An 18,155-nucleotide genomic window follows, 5' to 3' on the forward strand; every position below is an offset into this window, starting at 1 on the left:
TTTCAGAAAAGTGTGTAGTTCGTTCTACGAAGACTCTATGAAGGACGGCGTGTGACGAGCGGACGGGTGACGATCGCCGATGTGGCCAGGCGAGCCGGGGTTTCCACGGCCGCCGTGTCCAAGGTGGTGCGCGGTGCCTACGGCGTGAGCGCGGAGATGCAGGCCAAGGTGACGCAGGCCATCGACGAGCTGGGCTACCGCCCGCACGCCGCGGCCCGCGCCCTGCGCGGACGCACCTACACCCTCGGCGTCATGCTCTCGGACACCCGCAACCCGTTCTTCCCCGACATCATCGAGGGCGTCACCGGCCGGCTGGGCGACACCGAGTACCAGGTGCTGCTCGGACCCGGCGGGATCGAGCCCAAGACGCAGGCCAGGATGACCGACGCCATGATCGACCGGAGCATGGACGGGCTCATCCTGATCTCGCCGGTCATGACGGACGCCGAACTCGCCGCCATCGCGACGGCCATCCCGGTCGTCGTGGTGGGCCGGCACGGCGGCGCCGCGGCCTACGACTCGGTCGTCGACGACGACGTGATGGGGGCGGGGCTCGTGGTCGACCACCTGGTCGGGCTCGGGCACACCCGGATCGCGCACATCACCCACCTGGAGCGGGCCCGCGCCCAGGGACTGCCGCACACGGTGCGCGCCGAAGGCTACCGCCAGGCGATGCGCGCCCACGGACTCGCTGATGACGTGCTGGCCACCTCCTTCACCGAGGAGGGCGGCTTCGAGGGCGCGCGGGAACTGCTCGCGCGCGACGACCGGCCCACCGCGATCTTCGCCGGGGCCGACATCGCGGCGCTCGGCGTGCTGCGCGCCGCCGACGAGGCGGGCCTGTCGGTGCCGGAGGACCTCTCCGTCGCCGGATACGACAACATCGGCATCGCCTCGCTCAAGCGCATCTCGCTCACCAGCGTCGACCAGGACGGGCACGTGATCGGGGCGACCGCCGCGCGCCTGCTCGTCGAACGCATCGAGGGACGCTCACGATCGGTGACGTCGTCGGTGTCGCCCACGCTGATCGTCCGCGGAACCACCGGACCGCCTCGCGTCTGAGAACCAACCGCACGTCGGGGGACTGTCGCGGACCACACATTAAAACGATTCGATGGAAGGACCCCCGCGTGAGACGACTCGCTCTCCTCGCCCTTCTCCTCCCGCTGGTCGCGCCCGCGCAACCGGCCTTCGCCCAGGCGGCCGCGCCGGCCTGCCCGGTCAGGGTCGACCCCGCCGCGTTCGCCTCCGAGGCCCGCCTGAGCACCCTGGCCCAGCAGCAGAAGGCGTTCGGCCCCAGGCCGACCGGCTCCACCGCGCACGCCGACTACGTCGACTGGCTGGAGGACGAGATGGCGGCCATCCCCGGCCTCCAGTTCTCCTCCCTGCCTTACGCCATCGACCGCTGGGACAGCCTCGGCACCGGCCTGACCGTCGGCGGTACGGCCGTGCAGGTCGCGGCCCCCGTGCCGTTCTCCTCCTCCACCGGCGCGGGCGGCGTCTCGGCGCCGCTCGTCCACCTGGCCGCAGGGACGAACATCACCGCGGCCAACGCCGCCGGGAAGATCGTCGTCAGGGACCTGCCGTGGACCAGCGTGCCCAACCTGCTGTTCTATCCGCTCGGCCTCGGCTACTCCATGTACGACCCGGCCAACACGATCAATCTGCTCGGCTCGGAGTCGATGGAGGCCCCGGCCGCGGCCGACGCCGACCTCAAGGCGGCCGCCGCCGCGGGTGCGGTGGGCGTGATCGAGGTCAGCCAGCTCCCGCATGCCCAGATCCAGGGCATGTACGCGCCCTACGAGGGCCTGCCGTACGGCGTGCCAGGCGCGTACGTCGGCGCCGACCAGGGCAAGCAGATCAAGGACGCGCTGGCCGCCGGGAAGCCGGTCCAGGCCGCGCTGACCGTGAACGCCGCCTGGACGCCGACGACGACCCGCACCCTGCTCGCGACGCTTCCCGGCGGGAGCGCCCAGAAGATCGTCGTGGAGAGCCACACCGACGGCATGAGCCCGGTGTGGGACAACGGCCCACTCACCATGATCGAGATGGCCCGCTACCTGTCGTCGCTACCGGTGGAGTGCCGTCCGCGCACCGTCCAGTTCGCGTTCGTGACCGGCCACCTCTACCAGCACCTGACCGGCCCCAACGTCCGCGAGGGCGGCGCGGGTCAGCTCGCCGCCCAGCTCGACGCCGAGTACGACCAGGGCGGGGTCTCCTCCGTCGTCGTGCTTGAGCACCTCGGCGCCAAGCGCTACAACGCGGTCGCCAGGCCGAACGGCCTGCCCGGCAAGCAGCTCGTCGCCGACCCCACCCTCACCGAACTGCTGATGGTCCCCGTCAGCGAGAGCACGCCGCTGCGCGAACTGGTCAAGGGCCACATCCAGTACCGGGACGTGAAGCGCACCGCGATCCTCAAGGGCCTGTCGGCCGCCGACCTCGCCACGGTTCCGCACCACTGCGGCTTCGGTGGCGAGGGCACGCCGTACAACCAGCACCTGCTGCCCGTCATCTCGCCCATCGCCGCGCCCAAGACGCTGTTCTCGCCGCAGTTCGGCACCGAGGCGATCGACCTGCCGATGATGCGCAAGGCATCGCTCGCCTTCACCGACGTCGTGCTCGGCCTCGGCCCGATGGCCCAGTCGGACGTCGCCGGCGACGTGACCTTCATGCGCCAGCAGCGCGCCTCCGGCACGCCGGGGTGCGCGTGAGCATCGACAGGAGGACGCTCGTGCGTCGGCACACCATCGCCGACGCCGGGTGTCCGCTCACCGTCGGCAACGGGGAGTTCGCCTTCACCGCCGACGCCACCGGGCTGCAGACCTTCGCGCCGCTGGGCACGCAGGCGCAGTGGGGTTGGCACACGATGCCCAACCCCAAGGGCCACGTGCTGGAGGACGCGCTCACCGACTACGACGGCGTCGGCTATCCGGACCTGTATCCGGCCACCGAGGCGGGCGGCTGGCTGCACGTGAACCCGCACCGCCTGCATCTCGGCCGGATCGGCCTCGACGTCGACGAGGCCACCCCGCTCGGCCGGTCGGCGCAGACCCTCGACCTGTGGACCGGCACGCTGTCCAGCTCCTTCGAGCTGGGCGGCCTGCCGCATGAGGTGGAGACGGTCTGTCACCCCGAGCGCGACCTGCTGGCCATCCGCGTCGTGGGCGGCGCGGGGATCAGGATCGCCTTCCCCTACGCCAGCGACGGCTGGCACACCACCGCCGACTGGGACAAACCCGACAGGCACACCACCACGCACGCGCTCACGCGCACGCCGTACGGCTCGCGCTGCGACTTCACCCGCGTCCTGGACGCGGACCGCTACCACGTGGCCGCCGAGTGGGCGGGGTCGGCGCGGCTCACGTCGCCCGGCGGTCACGTGTACCTGATCCAGGGCGACGAGCTGGAGCTCGTCGTCGAGTTCGCCCGCCACCCCGTCGGCGCCGCCCTCCCGTCCTTCTCCCAGGTCCGTACGGCCGCCGCCGCCCACTGGGAGAGGTTCTGGACGAGCGGGGGAGCGGTGAGCTTCGACGGCAGCACCGACCCGCGAGCGCCTGAGCTCGAACGCCGGGTCGTGCTCTCGCAGTACCTCACCGCGGTCAACTGCGCGGGCTCCACCCCGCCGCAGGAGACCGGGCTGGCGGTCAACTCCTGGAGCGGCAAGTTCCACCTGGAGATGCACTGGTGGCACGCCGCCCACTTCGCTCTGTGGGGCAGGCCCGAGCTGCTGGAGCGGAGCCTGCCGTGGTACCGCTCGATCCTGCCGCGGGCCAGGGCCACGGCCGCACGGCAGGGTTTCCGCGGCGCCCGCTGGCCCAAGCAGGTGGGGCCGGAGGGCAGGGAGAGCCCGAGCGAGATCGGCGCCTTCATCGTCTGGCAGCAGCCGCACCTGATCTACTTCGCCGAGCTGCTCCGCCGGGTCCGCCCGGGGGCGCTGGAGGACTACCGGGACCTGGTGTTCGAGACGGCCGAGTTCATGGCCTCCTTCGCGGGCGGCGGGCATCTGGGGCCGCCGCTGGTCCCGGCGCAGGAGTCCTACTACGAGTCCAGGCGGCTGGTGCGCGATCCCACGTTCGAGCTGGCCTACTGGTGGTGGGGGCTGGAGACGGCCCAGCGGTGGCGGGGCCTGCTCGGCCGGGGCCCCGACCCGGAGTGGGCGCGGGTCCTGCACGGCCTGGCCCGGCCGCTGGTGCGCGACGGCGTCTACGCGGCCATCGGCGTGGAGCCGTACACGATCAGAACCGACCACCCCTCGATGACCGGCGCGCTCGGGTTCGTGCCGCCCACCCCGCTGATCGACCCCGAGATCATGCGGGCCACCCTGCACGACGTGCTCGCCGACTGGGACCTGGAGAGCACCTGGGGCTGGGACTATCCGATGCTCGCCATGTGCGCGGCCAGGCTCGGCGAGCCGGACACCGCCGTGGACGCGCTGCTGATGGACGCCCCGAAGAACACCTACCTGGCCAGCGGCCACAACCACCAGTGGCCTGGCCTGCTGCCCCTCTACCTGCCGGGCAACGGCGGCCTGCTTGCCGCCGTCGCCCACATGGCGGCGGAGGGGTGCTTCCCCGAAGGCTGGCTGGTTCAGGCGGAAGGGGTGGTCGCGATGCCGTGATCGGGGCCGGCGAGCAGGGCGACCGTGTAGTGGTACAGGTCGCCGGCCGACGACGTCAGAGTGGCGACGCGGCCCGCACGCACCTCCGAGGCGATGAACTCGGTGGCCCCGTAGACGATCAGGCGGGGCACCGCGGCACGCAGCGGCGGCAGCGAGGGATCCTCCAGCCTGGCCCGCGCGGCCAGCGACCCGAGCATGTCGAGGAAGGGCCGGTAGGCGGCGTCACGCTGCTCGACGGCCCGCTCACCCGCCCTCGGCAACTCCACGAAGTACGCCTGCGCGTACTCCGGGCGCTCCTGCCACCACCGCAGGTAGGTGGTCATCCCCAGCCAGAGCGCCTCGCTCCAGCGGTCGCCCGCCCCCGACGCGGCCGCGTGGATCGAGTCGATCATCTCGGGCAGGTCGCGCTCGCATCCGGCGAGGAAGCACGCCTCCTTGTCGGCGAACTGGGCGTAGAAGGCGTTGCGCGAGACGCGCGCGGCGGCGATCACGTCCGGCACGCTCGTGGCGGCGTATCCACGCCTCGCGACGAGCCTCAGCATGGCCTCCACGAGGCGGTCTCGCTGGGAGCTGCGCACCGTGTCGGGGGAGAGTCCGTGCCGCCCCCTGGGGAGCGGCCGGGCCGCCGGAACTTCCTTCTGTTCATGTCTTGACATCGCTCACCGATCGTACTTCCCTCTCTTAGGAGACGTTCACGTCTCCAAATAACCCACGAGGTGACCATGGAGAACTTCACCCGTCGGCAGGCGTTGCGGGCAGGGGCGCTCGGCCTCATGTCGGCCGGATTCCTGTCGTGGACCACCGAGGCCAACGCCGCCTCCACCATCGAGACGATCTACAAGGCGGCGGGTCCGTGGCCGGTCGCCACCGGCACGTCGGGCGGCCACCGGCTCTACTACCCGCAGGCCCTGGGCTCGGGCGGCGTCACCCACCCGATCGTCACATGGGGCAACGGCTCGTGGGCCACTCCCGACAACTATCCGGGACTGCTCAACCACCTCGCCTCGTGGGGCTTCGCGGTGGTCGCCTCCACCTCCACGACCACGGGCACCGGCGCCGAGATCCTCGCCGCCGCCCAGCACCTCATCGGCCTCAACACCGACCCCGCCAGCGTCTTCCACGGCAAGCTGGACACCGCCCGGGTCGCCGCCGTCGGCCACTCCCAGGGCGCGGGCGGATCCATCAACGCGGCCAACCGCTCCGCCGGGCTGATCAAGACCGTCGTGCCGATCGCCGTGCCCGCGCAGTGGATGGCCAGCCCAGGAGACGAGTTCTCCGTCGCCGACCTGACCTGCCCGGTGCTCCTCCTCAGCGGCGCGAACGACTGGCTGATCTCCTCGGCCGCGACCGTGCAGGGCTACTACGACCAGGCCACCGCCGGAGCGGGCCGGGCGCTGCTCAAGGGCGCAGGGCACAACGACATCCAGAACACCGGCGGCGGCTTCCTCGGCTACGTGACCGCCTGGCTGAGGTACCGCCTCCAGGCCGACACCCAGGCCCGCGGGGCGTTCGCCGGCAGCACCCCCGAGCTCCCCACCAACACCGCCTGGCAGAACCAGGCCCTCAAGAACCTCACCTAGGAGAACCACCATGGCGGATCTGACGCGGCGTGGGCTACTCGCCGTCGGCGCGCTCGCCCTGCTCGCCGGATGCGGCAAGGACCAGCCTCGGCAGCAGGCCGCGGACGGCAGGCCGCACGGCGAAGTCACCGTCTGGCTGCACGGTTCGCAGGACACCGGCCAGCAGTTCCAGGAGCTCGTGCACCGCTACATCGCCGAGTTCAAGGTCGACGTGAAGCTGCTCTACCTGCCCGTGGGCCAGCTCGACGCCAAGCTGCTGACCGCCTTCAGCGGCGGCGCCCCGCCCGACGTCTTCAAGATCGGCCACTGGAGCTTCCCCGCGCACGCCAAGAAGAAGCGGCTCGCGCCCGTCGACACCAAGGCGCTCTCGCTACAGGACTACGAGCCGGGCACGACCACCCCGCTCACCTACCAGGACGTGCCCTACGGCGTGCCCATCGACTTCAACCCCTGCATGCTCTACTACCGCAAGGACCGGTTCGAAGAGGCCGGACTCGACCCCGACAAGCCCCCGGCGACCTGGGAGGAGGTCGCCGAGTACAGCGCCAAGCTCACCTCCAAGGACCGCAGGCGGGTCGGCCTGCAGTGGCTCTACGGCGACCCGCAGTGGGCCCTCATGATGCTGACCGCCCTCATCCAGGGCAAGGGCGGCGAGCTCGTCGCGGCGGACGGCGCGAAGGCGTCGCTGGCCACCGAGCAGGGACGGGGCGCCCTGGCGTACATGTCGGGGATCGGCAACCCCAAGCTCTCCAACCCGCTGGGCGCGCTCGGCCTGTTCTACTCCGGCGAGGCCGCCATGGTCGTCAGCGGCGCCTTCCTCGGCCCCGCGCTGGAGAAGCTGGGCAAGGACACGCTCACCTTCGGCAAGCAGTACGGTGTCGCGCCCATGCCCACCTGGGCCGGCGGCCCGCCCGTCGTTCCCGCCTACACCTGGGGCTGGGGCGTGGCCAAGGACTCGCCCAACCAGTTCACCGCCTGGCACCTCGTCAACTACCTGCAGGGCGCCCCGTCGGTGGCCGCCAACCTCGACAACGGCATCATCATCCCGACCAGGGGCTGGCGCGACGCCGGGCCGCGCGGCACGTCCGAGATCATGAAGATCGTCGCCGACAGCCTCCCGCATGTCGACTTCGGCCCGATCATCCCCGGCACCCTCGAACTGGCGAAGGCCGCGGCCAGCGCCGTCGACTCCGTCGCCTACGGCAAGTCGACCCCCGCCCAGGCCGCGGCGACCTTCGACTCCGCCGTGCGACTGGTCCTGTGAGCGTGCTCGGCAGGGTCAGAGCCCGGCCCCAGGCCACGGCGGGCGTGGCGCTGACCCTCCCGGTGGCCGTCTTCTTCGTCGTGTTCTGGCTCGTCCCGTTCCTGGCCGCCATCTATCTCAGCTTCACCGACTACGAGATGGCAGGGACGCCCAACTGGATCGGCTTCGCCAACTACGAGCGCATGTTCGCCGACCCCGGCTTCCTCAACTCGGCGTGGATCACCGTCGTCTACACGGTCTGCACGGTCGTCCCGACGATCGTGCTGGCCCTGCTGGTGGCCGTGCCGCTGAGCAGGCCGGGACGGCTCAACCGCCGGCTCAGAGCGCTCGTCATGATTCCGGCCGTGATGCCGCTCGCCGCCACGTCCATGGTCTGGGTGATCATCTACTCCGACCGCGGCCTGGCCAACACCCTCCTCGGCCTGGTCGGGATCGATCCGCAGTCCTGGCTGACCAGCTCCGACCTGGCCATCTGGGCCCTGGTCGTGATGGTCGTCTGGAAGAGCATGGGGCTGTTCGTGATCATCCTGACCGCCGGGCTGCAGGCGCTGCCCGGCGAGGTGTACGAGGCCGCCGCCATCGACGGCTCAGGCGCGGTGACCACGTTCACCCGGATCACGCTCCCGCTGCTGCGCCGGACCCTGCTGTTCGTCCTGGTCATCTCGGTGGCCGGATCGATGCAGGCGTTCGTGCCCGCCTTCCTGCTCACCGGCGGCGGGCCCGCCGACGCCACCCAGGTGCTGCCGTACTACATCTGGGCCAACGCCTTCCCTTACGAGCACATGGGCTACGCCGCCGCGATGGGCATGGTGCTGCTCGCCGCCATGGTGATCGTCTCGGCGCTGCAGTTCGGGTTCCTGAAGGGAGGCGACGAATGAGAGCGGGAACGATCCTGCGCACCGTCTGGCTGATCGCCGCGGTCGGGTTCATGCTGCTGCCGGTCTACGCCATGCTCGTCGTCGCCTCGGCGCCCGACGACACCGACCTGCGCGGGCTGGTCTTCAACGGCTTCCACCTGCCCGAGAACATCGGGCTGCTGTTCGGCGAGGGCAACCTGCCCACCTACCTGCGCAACAGCCTCATCCTGTGCGTCGGCACCGGCGTCCTGGACGTGATCTTCTCGGCCGCCGCCGGATACGCGATGGCCCAGCTGTCCTTCCCCGGCCGCCGCGTCCTGTTCGCGCTGGTGATCGGCACGCTCGCGCTCACCCCGATGGTCCTGGTCATCCCCGTCTTCCTCATCGTGAAGGAGCTCGGCTGGGTCAACACCTTCCAGGGCATGATGGTGCCCGGCATGATCAGCGCGTTCGGCGTCTTCCTGGTGCGGCAGTTCGCCCTCGGCATCCCGAAGGAGCTGCTGCTGGCCGCGCGGGTCGACGGCGCGGGGGAGTTCCGCATCTTCGCGCGCATCGCCGTACCGCTGCTCAAGCCCGCGCTCATCACCCTGTTCCTCGTACATTTCCTGGCACAGTGGGACAACCTGCTGTGGCCGCTGATCGTGGCCAACGAGCAGGAGCTGTGGCCGTTGCCGGTGGGGCTGGCCAACTTCCAGAGCGAGGTCGGCTTCAACTATCACCTGACCACCACCGCGGCACTGGTCACCGCCGTGCCACCGTTCATCCTGATGGTGGCGCTGCAGCGCTACTACGTGGCGGGGCTCACCTTCGGAGGGCTGAAACGATGATCCCGGACATGATCCCCGACGCCGCGCGGATGATGGAGTGGATCGAGACGGTCACCTCGCGGGGCATCAGGCGTCCCGGCTACCCGGCCGACGACTGGACCGCCGCGTGGGCCGCCGAGCGCTTCACCGAGTTCGGGCTCCACGACGTACGGTTGGCGCCGGTCGAGTTGCCCGTCTGGCGGCCGGTGACGGCGGCCCTGGTGGTGCGCCTGGACGCCGACCCGTCGAGAGTCGTGCGGGTGGCGGCGTCCGCCCTGCCGTACACCACGCCGAAGGCGACCGTGAGCGCGCCGGTCAGCCGCGAGGTCGTGCCGGGCGCGATCGTCGTGCCCGAGTACACCTTCACCGAGCTGCCGCAGTCCTACGTCAGGGACGTGGCGACGGCCGTGCACGACCCCGAGGGCGTCTTCGACGAGCTGGTCCAGACGCTGCCGTTCCAGCTCGACTACCTCGACGTCATCCAGGGCGTCATGGACGGCGGCGCCGCCGCCTTCGCGGGGGCGCTGACCGGGGTGCCGTGGGAGACACGCGACTACTACGTGCCCTACGACGCCGTGCACCGCGACCTCCCGGCCGTCTGGCTGTCGGGCGGCGACTCGCGGCGGGTGCTCGACCTGGTCGACGAGGGCCCCTGCACGGGCACGCTCACCGTCGAGTCGGAGACGGGCCCGGCCGTCTCGCACAACGTGATCGGCACGCTCCCCGGCCGCTCCGACCAGTGGGTGATCATCGGCTCGCACCACGACGCGCCCTGGGCCTCGGCCGTCGAGGACGCCTCAGGGATCGCGCTGGTGCTGGCCGCCGCCCAGTACTGGGCCGGCGTGCCCGAGCGGGACCGGCCGCACAACCTGATCTTCCTGCTGACCGCGGGTCACATGGCGCACGCCGCGGGCACCCGGGCCTTCATCGAGGAGAACCGCGGCCTGCTGGGCGACGTCGTACTCCAGCTCCACCTGGAGCACGCCGCCCGGCGGTGCGTGGTCGTGGACGACGCGCTGGTGCCCACCGGCGACCCCGAACCCGGCTGGTGGTTCACCACCAGGAGGCCGGAGCTGGAGAGCCTGGTGGCGGCGGCCCTCGTCGCGGAGGACCTGAGACGCTCGTTCGTGCTGCCGCCGGACGTGTTCTCCCCGATGCCGCCCACCGACGGGGCCTTCTTCCACCCCGAAGGGGTGCCGCTCGTGCACTTCCTGTCGGCTCCCATGTACCTGTTCGACTCGGCCGACACCCTCGACAAGGTGCACGAGGCCAGCCTTGAGCCGCTCACCCGGGCGGCGATCAGAATCGTCGAAGGGACGGCCGGATGGCGCCGCGCATGATCGTACGAACGACTGCCGGGCTGGTCGAGGGCAGGGCCGAGGAGGGCGTGCTCGCCTTCCTCGGCGTGCCGTACGCCGCCCCGCCCTTCGGCGAGCACCGCTTCGGCGCGCCCGTCCCGCCGCCCGCGTGGGACGGCGTGCGGCCCGCCGTCACGCGGGGCCCGGCCGCCCCGCAGGCGGCCGGTGAGGACATCGGCCTGTACGCGCCCGACGTCTTCGAGGTCGGCGAGGACTGCCTCAACCTCGACGTGCGCACCCCTGAGACCGGCCCGGCCGGGCTGCCCGTCCTGGTCTGGATCCACGGCGGCGCGTTCTCCATCGGCGGCAACGGGGCGGCCTGGCACCAGGGCCCCCGCTTCGCCCGCGACGGCGTGGTCTGCGTGGCCATCAACTACCGGCTCGGCTTCGAGGGCTTCCTGGCCCTGGAGGACGCCCCGCTCAACCGGGGCGTCCTCGACTGGCTGGCCGCGCTGGAATGGGTACGCGACAACATCGCGGCCTTCGGCGGAGACCCCGGCAACGTGACCATCGCCGGGCAGTCGGCGGGCGCTGCCGCCGTCGCCACCCTGCTGACGATGCCCCGCGCCGAAGGGCTGTTCCGGCGCGCGATCGTGATGAGCGGCTCGGCCACCCTGGTCGCCACCGAGCAGGAGGCGCGCGACTACGCCAAGACGCTCGCCACCCGGCTGGGGATCGACCCGACCAGGTCCACCTTCGCCGGGCTGTCCCCCGAGGCACTCGTCGCCGAACAGCCGCCGCCGCTGACCGGCGACTCCGGCGGGCTGAACGAGTCGGTGCCGGTCAAGCCGGTCGTCGACGGCGACCTGATCCCGGCCGTCCCGCTGGCCGCCCTGCGCGCGGGCGCGAGCGGGCACCTTCCACTGCTGGTCGGCTGCACCTCCCAGGAGGCCGACGTGTTCGTCCGCCGCCTGGTCGCCGACCTCGACGAGGCCGCCGCGCAGGCTGTGCTCGACCACCTCGGCGTCCAGGCCGACGAACCCGGCCGCACGCCCGCCGAGCGCGTCGGACGCGCCTTCACCCAGCACCTGTTCACCCGCGAGACGCGCTGGATCCGCGAGGCCAGGCCCGCCTACGCCTACGAGTTCCGGTGGGAGTCGCCCGTCGAGAGCCCGGTCGGCGGCGGACGCGTGGGCGCGGTGCACAACCTCGACCTGCCCTTCGTCTTCGACGTGCTCGACGCGCCCGGCGTCGAACGCACCGCGGGGCCGGACGCGCCGCAGGCCGTGGCCGACGCGATGCACGCCGCCTGGGTGCGCTTCGCCCGCACCGGCGATCCCGGCTGGCCACTCGGGCACACCATGGTCTTCGGTGAACCCACCGACCGGAGGCTGTGACATGCAGTCCTCCTTGATCGTGTTGAAGCGTCAGATCAGGAGCCGCTCGGCCAGGCGGGATTCGGCGGCGTCCCAGGACGCGCCGTCCCCCCGCGGCTCGTAGGTGACGAGCCGCTCGCTGTGCCGTATGAGCGCGCGGATGTCGGAGATCACGCCCTGGGCCCTGGCCTGCACCAGCGCGTTGCCGAGCGCGGCGGCCTCCACCGGGCCGGCGACCACGGGAAGGCCGGTGGCGTCGGCGGTCATCTGGCACAGGAGCGCGTTGCGCGCCCCGCCGCCGACGACGTGGACGACATCCGCCGCCTGGCCGCTGAGCCGTACGGCGTCGCGGAGCGTGCGGCGGTAGGCGAGGGCCAGCCCCTCCAGCACGACGCGTACGGCCTCGGCCCGGTCGGCGGGCGGGCGCTGCCCGGTACGCGCGCAGAAGGCGTCGATCCGGCCCGGCATGTCGCCCGGGGGGAGGAACGCCGGGTCGTCCGGGTCGATGACGGCCGCGAACGGCCGGGCCTGGGCGGCGGCCTCCAGCAGGCCGGGGAGGTCGCTCTCGCCCCACGCGCGCAGGCACTCCTGGAGGATCCACAGGCCCATCACGTTGCGCAGGTAGCGGACGGTGCCGTCCAGGCCGCCCTCGTTGGTGAAGTTGGCGAGCCGGCTCGCCTCGGTGAGCACGGGCCGGGGCAGTTCGAGGCCGACCAGCGACCAGGTGCCCGACGAGATGTAGGCGAACCGGCTGCCGCTCGCCGGGACCGCGGCCACGGCCGAGGCGGTGTCGTGTGAGGCGACCGCGGTGACCGGGGTCGCGGTGGGCAGGCCGATCTCGGCGGCTGTCTCCGGGCGGAGCGTGCCGGCCGGGGCGCCCGGCGGCCGCAGCGCGGGCAGCACCCGTGACGGGATGCCCAGCCGAGCGGCCAGGTCGTGCGCCCAGGAGCCCGCGCACACGTCGTACAGGCCGGTCGTGGAGGCGTTGGTGACCTCGACGCCGACGGAGCCGGTCAGCCAGTACGCGAGCAGGTCGGGGATCAGCAGCAGCGTCTCGGCCCGGTCGAGGGCGGGTTCGGCGAGGAGCTGGTAGATCGTGTTGAACGGCAGGAACTGGAGGCCGCCGACCTGGTACAGCATCGCCGCGCCAAGCTCGGCCGAGACGCGTTCCATGATCCCGGCGGTCCGCTCGTCGCGGTAGTGGACGGGGTTGCCGATCAGCCGTCCGGACGCGTCGAGCAGGCCGTAGTCGACCGCCCAGGAGTCGATGCCGATCGAGTCGACCCTCCCGGCCTTGGCCAGCCCGTCGAGCACGCCTCGGTAGAGCGCGAGGACGTCCCAGTGGAGGGTGCCGCCGACGCGGACCGGCCGGTTGGGGAAGCGGTGCGTCTCGGTGAGGTCGAGCCGGTCGCCGTCGATCCGCACGGTCATCACCCGCCCGCTGGACGCGCCGAGGTCGACTGCCGCGTAAACGCTCATCAGGTACGTACCTCTCAGCGGGCGGAGCCGGTCGACTCGCGCACGACGAGCTCGGGCTGGAAGATGATCTGCTGGTGGGCGTGCGTGTCCGGGTTGTCGCACTCGTCGAGCAGCAGCTCGGTGGCGATCTGGCCGAGCCGGTGCGTCGGCTGCCGGATCGAGCTGAGCGACACGGCGGAGGCCGCGGCGAACTCGATGTCGTCGTAGCCGATCAGGGCGACGTCGCCGGGGACGCGTACTCCGGCGAGGAGCAGGCCGCGGAGCAGGCCCATGGCGAGCAGGTCGTTGGCGCAGAAGACCGCCTCGGGAAGGCGCCCGGCGGCGAGCATCCGCTCGGCGGCCCGCTGCCCGGCGCGGGCGGTCATGGCCGGCATCTCGACCACCTCCAGCGTGGCGGCGGGGTCGAGCCCGGCCGCGAGCACGGCCTGCCGCGCGCCTGTCGCGCGCTCGCGGCACTGCCGGATGCTCAGCGGGCCGGTGAGGTGGCAGATGCGCCGGGCGCCGCGTTCGAGCAGGTGGGCCATCGCCATCTGGCCGCCGCCCTCGTCGTTGACGGTGACCGAGCACTGGTCGGGGCGGTGCGCCGGATGGTCCACGAGGACGACGCTGATGCCGCGCTCGCGCAGCCGGTCGAACCGGGCCGGATCGTCGTCCGACGGGGTGATGAGGACGCCGCGCACCCGTTGCTCGGCGAGGACGAGAAGGTTGCGCTCCTCCTTGTCGAGCGAGCCGGCCGAGTTGCCGAGGATCACCGCGTAGCCGAGCGCGCTCGCGGTCTCCTCGACGCCCGCCGCGACGTCGGTGAAGAACGGGTTGCCGATGTCCATGACCGACAGGCCGATGGTCCGGCTGTGCCCCGCGCGCAGCGTCGACGCCGAGCCGTGCCGGACGAAGCCCAGCTCGCGGATCGCCTCCTCGACGCGCTCGCGGGTGGCCGGGGCGACGAGTTCCGGCCGGTTGAGCGCGTTGGAGACCGTGCCCGGAGACACCCCCGCGCGCTGGGCGACCTCCTTGATGGTCACGGAGCCCAACTGTCCCCTCCTCGATCGAGAGTCTATTAAAACGTGTTAGAGAGATTTGGCAAGACCCTAGCGGAAATCGCAGCTCATCGCGGGTGTGTCAGTACCTTTGCGCAGGCCGGATAACGCGTTGGAAACGACCGGCTCGCCCCCCATTGACAAGCTTCTAGCAGCCCGATTACCGTCCCGGGGCAGCTCGTTAAAACGTTTTTAGAAATGGGGTGGCCGCGGTGACCGAGCCGCCCGGAGGCGACGCGCCGCCCGTCCTCGCGCTGCGCGATGTGAGCAAGGCGTTCGGCGCCGTCCAGGCGCTGCGCGGAGTCTCGCTGGAGCTTTACGCCGGAGAGGCGCACGCCCTCCGCGGAGTTTTCCCTCTCGACTGAACCGGGGGTTCGATGAACGACATCAAGGCGGCGCTGCGGCGGCAGTCCATCGAGACGCCGTCATGGGCGTACGGGAACAGCGGCACCCGGTTCAAGGTGTTCGCGCAGGAGGGCGTGCCGCGCGACCCGTACGAGAAGCTGGCGGACGCGGCCCAGGTCCACGCGTTCACGGGGACGGCGCCGCGGGTCTCGCTGCACATCCCGTGGGACAAGGTGGACGACTACGGCGACCTCGCCCGGCACGCGACCGACCTCGGCGTGCGGATCGGCGCGATCAACGCCAACGTGTTCCAGGACGACGACTACCGGCTCGGCAGCGTCACCAACCCGGACCCGGCGGTGCGCCGCAAGGCGCTGGACCACCTGCTGGAGTGCGTGGACATCATGGACCACACCGGGTCGGACACGCTCAAGCTGTGGTTCTCCGACGGGACGAACTACCCCGGCCAGGACGACATCCGCGCCCGGCAGGACCGGCTCGCCGAGGCGCTCTCCGCGGTGTACGACCGTTTGGGAGGGGACCAGAGCTTCCTGCTTGAGTACAAGTTCTTCGAGCCCGCGTTCTACACGACGGACGTCCCGGACTGGGGCACGGCGTACGCGCACTGCCTGCGGCTCGGGCCCAAGGCCCAGGTCGTGGTCGACACCGGCCACCACGCGCCGGGGACGAACATCGAGTTCATCGTGGCGTTCCTGCTGCGCGAGGGGAAGCTCGGCGCGTTCGACTTCAACTCCCGCTTCTACGCCGACGACGACCTGATGGTGGGCGCGGCCGACCCGTTCCAGCTCTTCCGCATCATGTACGAGGTCGTCCGGGGCGGCGGGTACGACCCGGACTCGGGCGTGGCGTTCATGCTCGACCAGTGCCACAACATCGAGCCGAAGATCCCCGGCCAGATCCGCTCTGTGATGAACGTGCAGGAGGCCACCGCCAAGGCGTTGCTGGTGGACGGCGACGCCCTCGCCGCGGCCCAGGCGGCCGGTGACGTGCTGGGCGCGAACGCCGTGCTGATGGACGCCTACAACACCGACGTCCGGCCGATGCTCGCCGAGTTGCGCGAGGAGCAGGGGCTGGCCCGCGACCCGATGGCGGCCTACGCCCGCTCGGGCTACGCCGAGAAGATCCGTGCTGAGCGGGTGGGCGGTCGCCAGGCTGGCTGGGGCGCCTGACACCATCGTGGGCGTATTGACACACTTTGGGGGATATTTCATGAGTTTGCCGGTTGAAGAGCTGCTGAACCGGTCGCACCGGCTCGGGGCCGACCCGCGCAACACCAACTTCGCCGGAGGCAACACCTCGGCCAAGGGCACGGCCGTCGACCCGGTGACCGGGGCCGATGTCGAGCTGATGTGGGTCAAGGGGTCGGGCGGCGACCTCGGCACGCTCACCGAGGCCGGCCTCGCCGTACTCCGCCTGGACCGGCTGCGCGCGCTGACCGGCGTCTACCCGGGCGTCGAACGCGAGGACGAGATGGTCGCCGCGTTCGAGTTCTGCGCTTTCGGCCTGGGCGGGGTGGCGGGGCCAGGACAGACAAAGCGCGGCGCCGCGCCGTCCATCGACACCGCGATGCACGGCCTGGTCGAGGCCGCGCACGTGGACCACCTGCACCCCGACGCCGGCATCGCCATCGCGGCCGCCGCCGACGGCGAGGAGCTGACCCGGCGCATCTTCGGCGACCGCGTCGTCTGGGTGCCCTGGCGGCGGCCCGGCTTCCAGCTCGGCCTGGACATCGCCGCGATCAAGGCGGAGAACCCGCAGGCCATCGGGTGCATCCTGGGCGGCCACGGCATCACCGCCTGGGCCGACACCTCCGCCCAGTGCGAGGCCAACTCGCTGGAGATCATCCGCACCGCCGAGGCGTACATCGCCGAGCACGGCAAGCCCGAGCCGTTCGGGCCGGTGCTGCCCGGCTACGAGCCGCTGCCGGAGGAGGAGCGGCGCGCCCGGGCCGCCGCGCTGTTCCCCATCATCCGAGGCCTGGCGAGCACCGACGTGCGGCAGGTCGGCCACTTCACCGACACCCCCGAGGTGCTGGACTTCCTGTCCCGAGCCGAGCACCCGCGCCTGGCCGCGCTCGGCACCTCCTGCCCGGACCACTTCCTGCGCACCAAGGTCGTCCCGATGGTGCTCGACCTGCCGGCGGGCGCGTCGATCGAGGAGGCCGTGGCGCGGCTGCGCGAGCGGCACGCCGCGTACCGCGAGGAGTACCGCGCCTACTACGAGCGGCACGCCGTCCCCGGCTCGCCCGCCATGCGCGGCGCCGACCCGGCGATCGTGCTGATTCCCGGCGTCGGCATGTTCTCCTTCGGCAAGGACAAGCAGACCGCCCGGGTGGCCGGCGAGTTCTACCTCAACGCGATCAACGTGATGCGCGGTGCCGAGGCGGTCTCCGCGTACGCGCCGATCCCCGAGGTGGAGAAGTTCCGCATCGAGTACTGGGAGCTGGAGGAGGCCAAGCTGCGCCGCCTGCCCGCGCCCAAGCCGCTGGCCGGGCGGATCGCCCTGGTCACCGGCGGCGGCTCCGGCATCGGCGCCGCCACCGCGCGGCGGCTCGCCGCCGAGGGCGCCTGCGTGGTCGTCGCCGACCGCGACCTCGCCGCCGCCGAGAAGGTCGCCGCCGAGCTGGGCGCCCGCGCGTACCGGCCCTCTGACGTGGCGGTCGCCGCGGGCGTGGACGTGACCGACGAGGAGCAGATCGCCGCCGCCTTCCGGGAGGCCGTGCTGGCCTTCGGCGGCGTCGACCTGATCGTCAACAACGCGGGCCTGTCGCTGTCGCGCTCGCTGCTGGAGACCACGGTCGAGGACTGGGACCTCCAGCACGACGTCATGGCGCGCGGGTCGTTCCTGGTCTCCCGGGAGTCCGCCCGAATCATGATCGACCAGGGCATGGGCGGCGACATCGTCTCCATCTCGTCCAAGAACTCGGTCTTCGCCGGCCCCAACAACGTCGCGTACGGCGCGGCGAAGGCCGACCAGGCGCACCAGGTGCGGCTGCTCGCCGCCGAGCTGGGCGAGCACGGCATCCGGGTCAACGGCGTCAACCCCGACGGTGTGGTCCGCGGCTCCGGCATCTTCGCCTCCGGCTGGGGCGCCAACCGCGCCGCCGTGTACGGCGTGCCGGAGGAGAAGCTCGGCGAGTTCTACGCCCAGCGGACCCTGCTCAAGCGCGAGGTGCTGCCCGAGCACATCGCCGCGGCGGTCTTCGCGCTCACCGGCGGAGACCTGTCGCTGACCACCGGACTGCACATCCCGGTGGACGCCGGCGTGGCGGCGGCCTTCCTCCGCTGACACGGCGCGGACGCCCGTGACACAGCGCGGACGCCCGTGACACAACAACGCGGACGCCACCCCTCGCGAGGGGTGGCGTCCGCGCTGTTCGCTCAGCTCGGGCGGCGGCCGGGAACGAGCGGCACGGCCAGTAGCGGCGCCACCGCGCGAAGGTCAGGCCGACGCCGACGCCGGAGAATCAGACCT

Annotated in this window: 15 protein-coding genes; 12 read left to right on the plus strand and 3 right to left on the minus strand. The window is 71.7% G+C overall.

Features of this window, described 5'->3' with window-relative positions; translation table 11 throughout:
* The first annotated feature begins 51 nt into the window (after positions 1 to 51).
* The 3 genes from QSK17_RS30670 (at position 52) to QSK17_RS30680 (ending at position 4,618) form a co-directional block, all read left to right on the plus strand.
* Positions 52 to 1,062 carry a LacI family DNA-binding transcriptional regulator gene (locus tag QSK17_RS30670; protein ID WP_285709013.1) on the plus strand — a complete coding sequence of 337 codons (1,011 nt, stop codon included), beginning with the start codon at positions 52 to 54 and terminating at the stop codon, positions 1,060 to 1,062.
* 68 nt (positions 1,063 to 1,130) lie between these two features.
* Complete coding sequence (locus QSK17_RS30675; RefSeq protein ID WP_285709015.1) at positions 1,131 to 2,711, plus strand: zinc-binding metallopeptidase family protein; 1,581 nt, start codon at positions 1,131 to 1,133, stop codon at positions 2,709 to 2,711.
* 20 nt (positions 2,712 to 2,731) lie between these two features.
* Positions 2,732 to 4,618 (plus strand): hypothetical protein, encoded by a 1,887-nt coding sequence (locus tag QSK17_RS30680; protein ID WP_285709016.1) that lies wholly within the window; start codon positions 2,732 to 2,734, stop codon positions 4,616 to 4,618.
* On the opposite strand, the gene QSK17_RS30685 is transcribed toward QSK17_RS30680, so the two are convergent.
* Positions 4,588 to 5,274 carry a TetR/AcrR family transcriptional regulator gene (locus QSK17_RS30685; protein WP_285709017.1) on the minus strand — a complete coding sequence of 229 codons (687 nt, stop codon included), beginning with the start codon at positions 5,272 to 5,274 and terminating at the stop codon, positions 4,588 to 4,590. The genes QSK17_RS30680 and QSK17_RS30685 overlap by 31 nt on opposite strands.
* 66 nt (positions 5,275 to 5,340) lie before the next feature.
* Between QSK17_RS30685 and QSK17_RS30690 the strand changes: the two genes are divergently transcribed.
* The 6 genes from QSK17_RS30690 to QSK17_RS30715 are packed head-to-tail and all read left to right on the plus strand — an operon-like array spanning position 5,341 to position 11,820.
* Positions 5,341 to 6,198: a poly(ethylene terephthalate) hydrolase family protein gene (locus QSK17_RS30690; protein WP_285709019.1), complete on the plus strand. Its 858-nt coding sequence runs from the start codon at positions 5,341 to 5,343 to the stop codon at positions 6,196 to 6,198.
* 10 nt (positions 6,199 to 6,208) lie between these two features.
* The gene (locus QSK17_RS30695; protein WP_285709021.1) at positions 6,209 to 7,462 is read left to right on the plus strand and encodes an ABC transporter substrate-binding protein; all 1,254 of its coding nucleotides are present in this window, start codon (positions 6,209 to 6,211) and stop codon (positions 7,460 to 7,462) included.
* Positions 7,459 to 8,340 (plus strand): carbohydrate ABC transporter permease, encoded by an 882-nt coding sequence (locus tag QSK17_RS30700; RefSeq protein WP_285709023.1) that lies wholly within the window; start codon positions 7,459 to 7,461, stop codon positions 8,338 to 8,340. Before QSK17_RS30695 ends, QSK17_RS30700 begins: the two co-directional genes overlap by 4 nt.
* On the plus strand, positions 8,337 to 9,146 hold the full coding sequence (locus QSK17_RS30705) for a carbohydrate ABC transporter permease (protein WP_285709025.1): 810 nt from the start codon (positions 8,337 to 8,339) through the stop codon (positions 9,144 to 9,146). The genes QSK17_RS30700 and QSK17_RS30705 overlap by 4 nt, the downstream gene beginning before the upstream one ends.
* A gap of 8 nt (positions 9,147 to 9,154) precedes the next feature.
* Positions 9,155 to 10,465 carry a M28 family metallopeptidase gene (locus QSK17_RS30710; RefSeq protein WP_285709027.1) on the plus strand — a complete coding sequence of 437 codons (1,311 nt, stop codon included), beginning with the start codon at positions 9,155 to 9,157 and terminating at the stop codon, positions 10,463 to 10,465.
* Positions 10,462 to 11,820 carry a carboxylesterase/lipase family protein gene (locus QSK17_RS30715; protein ID WP_285709028.1) on the plus strand — a complete coding sequence of 453 codons (1,359 nt, stop codon included), beginning with the start codon at positions 10,462 to 10,464 and terminating at the stop codon, positions 11,818 to 11,820. The genes QSK17_RS30710 and QSK17_RS30715 overlap by 4 nt, the downstream gene beginning before the upstream one ends.
* A gap of 30 nt (positions 11,821 to 11,850) precedes the next feature.
* On the opposite strand, the gene QSK17_RS30720 is transcribed toward QSK17_RS30715, so the two are convergent.
* On the minus strand, positions 11,851 to 13,278 hold the full coding sequence (locus QSK17_RS30720) for a rhamnulokinase (RefSeq protein WP_285709029.1): 1,428 nt from the start codon (positions 13,276 to 13,278) through the stop codon (positions 11,851 to 11,853).
* A 14-nt stretch (positions 13,279 to 13,292) separates the two neighbouring features.
* On the minus strand, positions 13,293 to 14,300 hold the full coding sequence (locus QSK17_RS30725; RefSeq protein ID WP_502889326.1) for a LacI family DNA-binding transcriptional regulator: 1,008 nt from the start codon (positions 14,298 to 14,300) through the stop codon (positions 13,293 to 13,295).
* A 227-nt stretch (positions 14,301 to 14,527) separates the two neighbouring features.
* Here QSK17_RS30725 and QSK17_RS30730 point away from each other — a divergent pair, with 227 nt between their 5' ends.
* Genes QSK17_RS30730 through QSK17_RS30740 form a run of 3 tightly spaced genes read left to right on the plus strand, consistent with a single transcriptional unit; the run spans position 14,528 to position 17,969 of the window.
* The gene (locus QSK17_RS30730; protein WP_285709032.1) at positions 14,528 to 14,680 is read left to right on the plus strand and encodes a hypothetical protein; all 153 of its coding nucleotides are present in this window, start codon (positions 14,528 to 14,530) and stop codon (positions 14,678 to 14,680) included.
* A 12-nt stretch (positions 14,681 to 14,692) separates the two neighbouring features.
* Positions 14,693 to 15,850 (plus strand): L-rhamnose isomerase, encoded by a 1,158-nt coding sequence (rhaI, locus tag QSK17_RS30735; protein ID WP_285709034.1) that lies wholly within the window; start codon positions 14,693 to 14,695, stop codon positions 15,848 to 15,850.
* A gap of 40 nt (positions 15,851 to 15,890) precedes the next feature.
* Complete coding sequence (locus tag QSK17_RS30740; protein ID WP_285709035.1) at positions 15,891 to 17,969, plus strand: bifunctional aldolase/short-chain dehydrogenase; 2,079 nt, start codon at positions 15,891 to 15,893, stop codon at positions 17,967 to 17,969.
* Positions 17,970 to 18,155 lie beyond the last annotated feature (186 nt).

This window comes from Microtetraspora sp. NBRC 16547 (genome assembly GCF_030268965.1).
Lineage (GTDB): Bacteria > Actinomycetota > Actinomycetes > Streptosporangiales > Streptosporangiaceae > Microtetraspora.

Excerpts from the sequence above, each read along its gene's own strand:
- QSK17_RS30740 (WP_285709035.1), top strand. The coding sequence starts at position 15,891 with ATGAGTTTGCCGGTTGAAGAGCTGCTGAACCGGTCGCACCGGCTCGGG.
- QSK17_RS30710 (WP_285709027.1), top strand. The coding sequence starts at position 9,155 with ATGATCCCCGACGCCGCGCGGATGATGGAGTGGATCGAGACGGTCACC.
- QSK17_RS30695 (WP_285709021.1), top strand. The coding sequence starts at position 6,209 with ATGGCGGATCTGACGCGGCGTGGGCTACTCGCCGTCGGCGCGCTCGCC.
- rhaI (WP_285709034.1), top strand. The coding sequence starts at position 14,693 with ATGAACGACATCAAGGCGGCGCTGCGGCGGCAGTCCATCGAGACGCCG.
- QSK17_RS30720 (WP_285709029.1), bottom strand. The coding sequence starts at position 13,278 with ATGAGCGTTTACGCGGCAGTCGACCTCGGCGCGTCCAGCGGGCGGGTG.
- QSK17_RS30690 (WP_285709019.1), top strand. The coding sequence starts at position 5,341 with ATGGAGAACTTCACCCGTCGGCAGGCGTTGCGGGCAGGGGCGCTCGGC.
- QSK17_RS30685 (WP_285709017.1), bottom strand. The coding sequence starts at position 5,274 with ATGTCAAGACATGAACAGAAGGAAGTTCCGGCGGCCCGGCCGCTCCCC.
- QSK17_RS30715 (WP_285709028.1), top strand. The coding sequence starts at position 10,462 with ATGATCGTACGAACGACTGCCGGGCTGGTCGAGGGCAGGGCCGAGGAG.
- QSK17_RS30705 (WP_285709025.1), top strand. The coding sequence starts at position 8,337 with ATGAGAGCGGGAACGATCCTGCGCACCGTCTGGCTGATCGCCGCGGTC.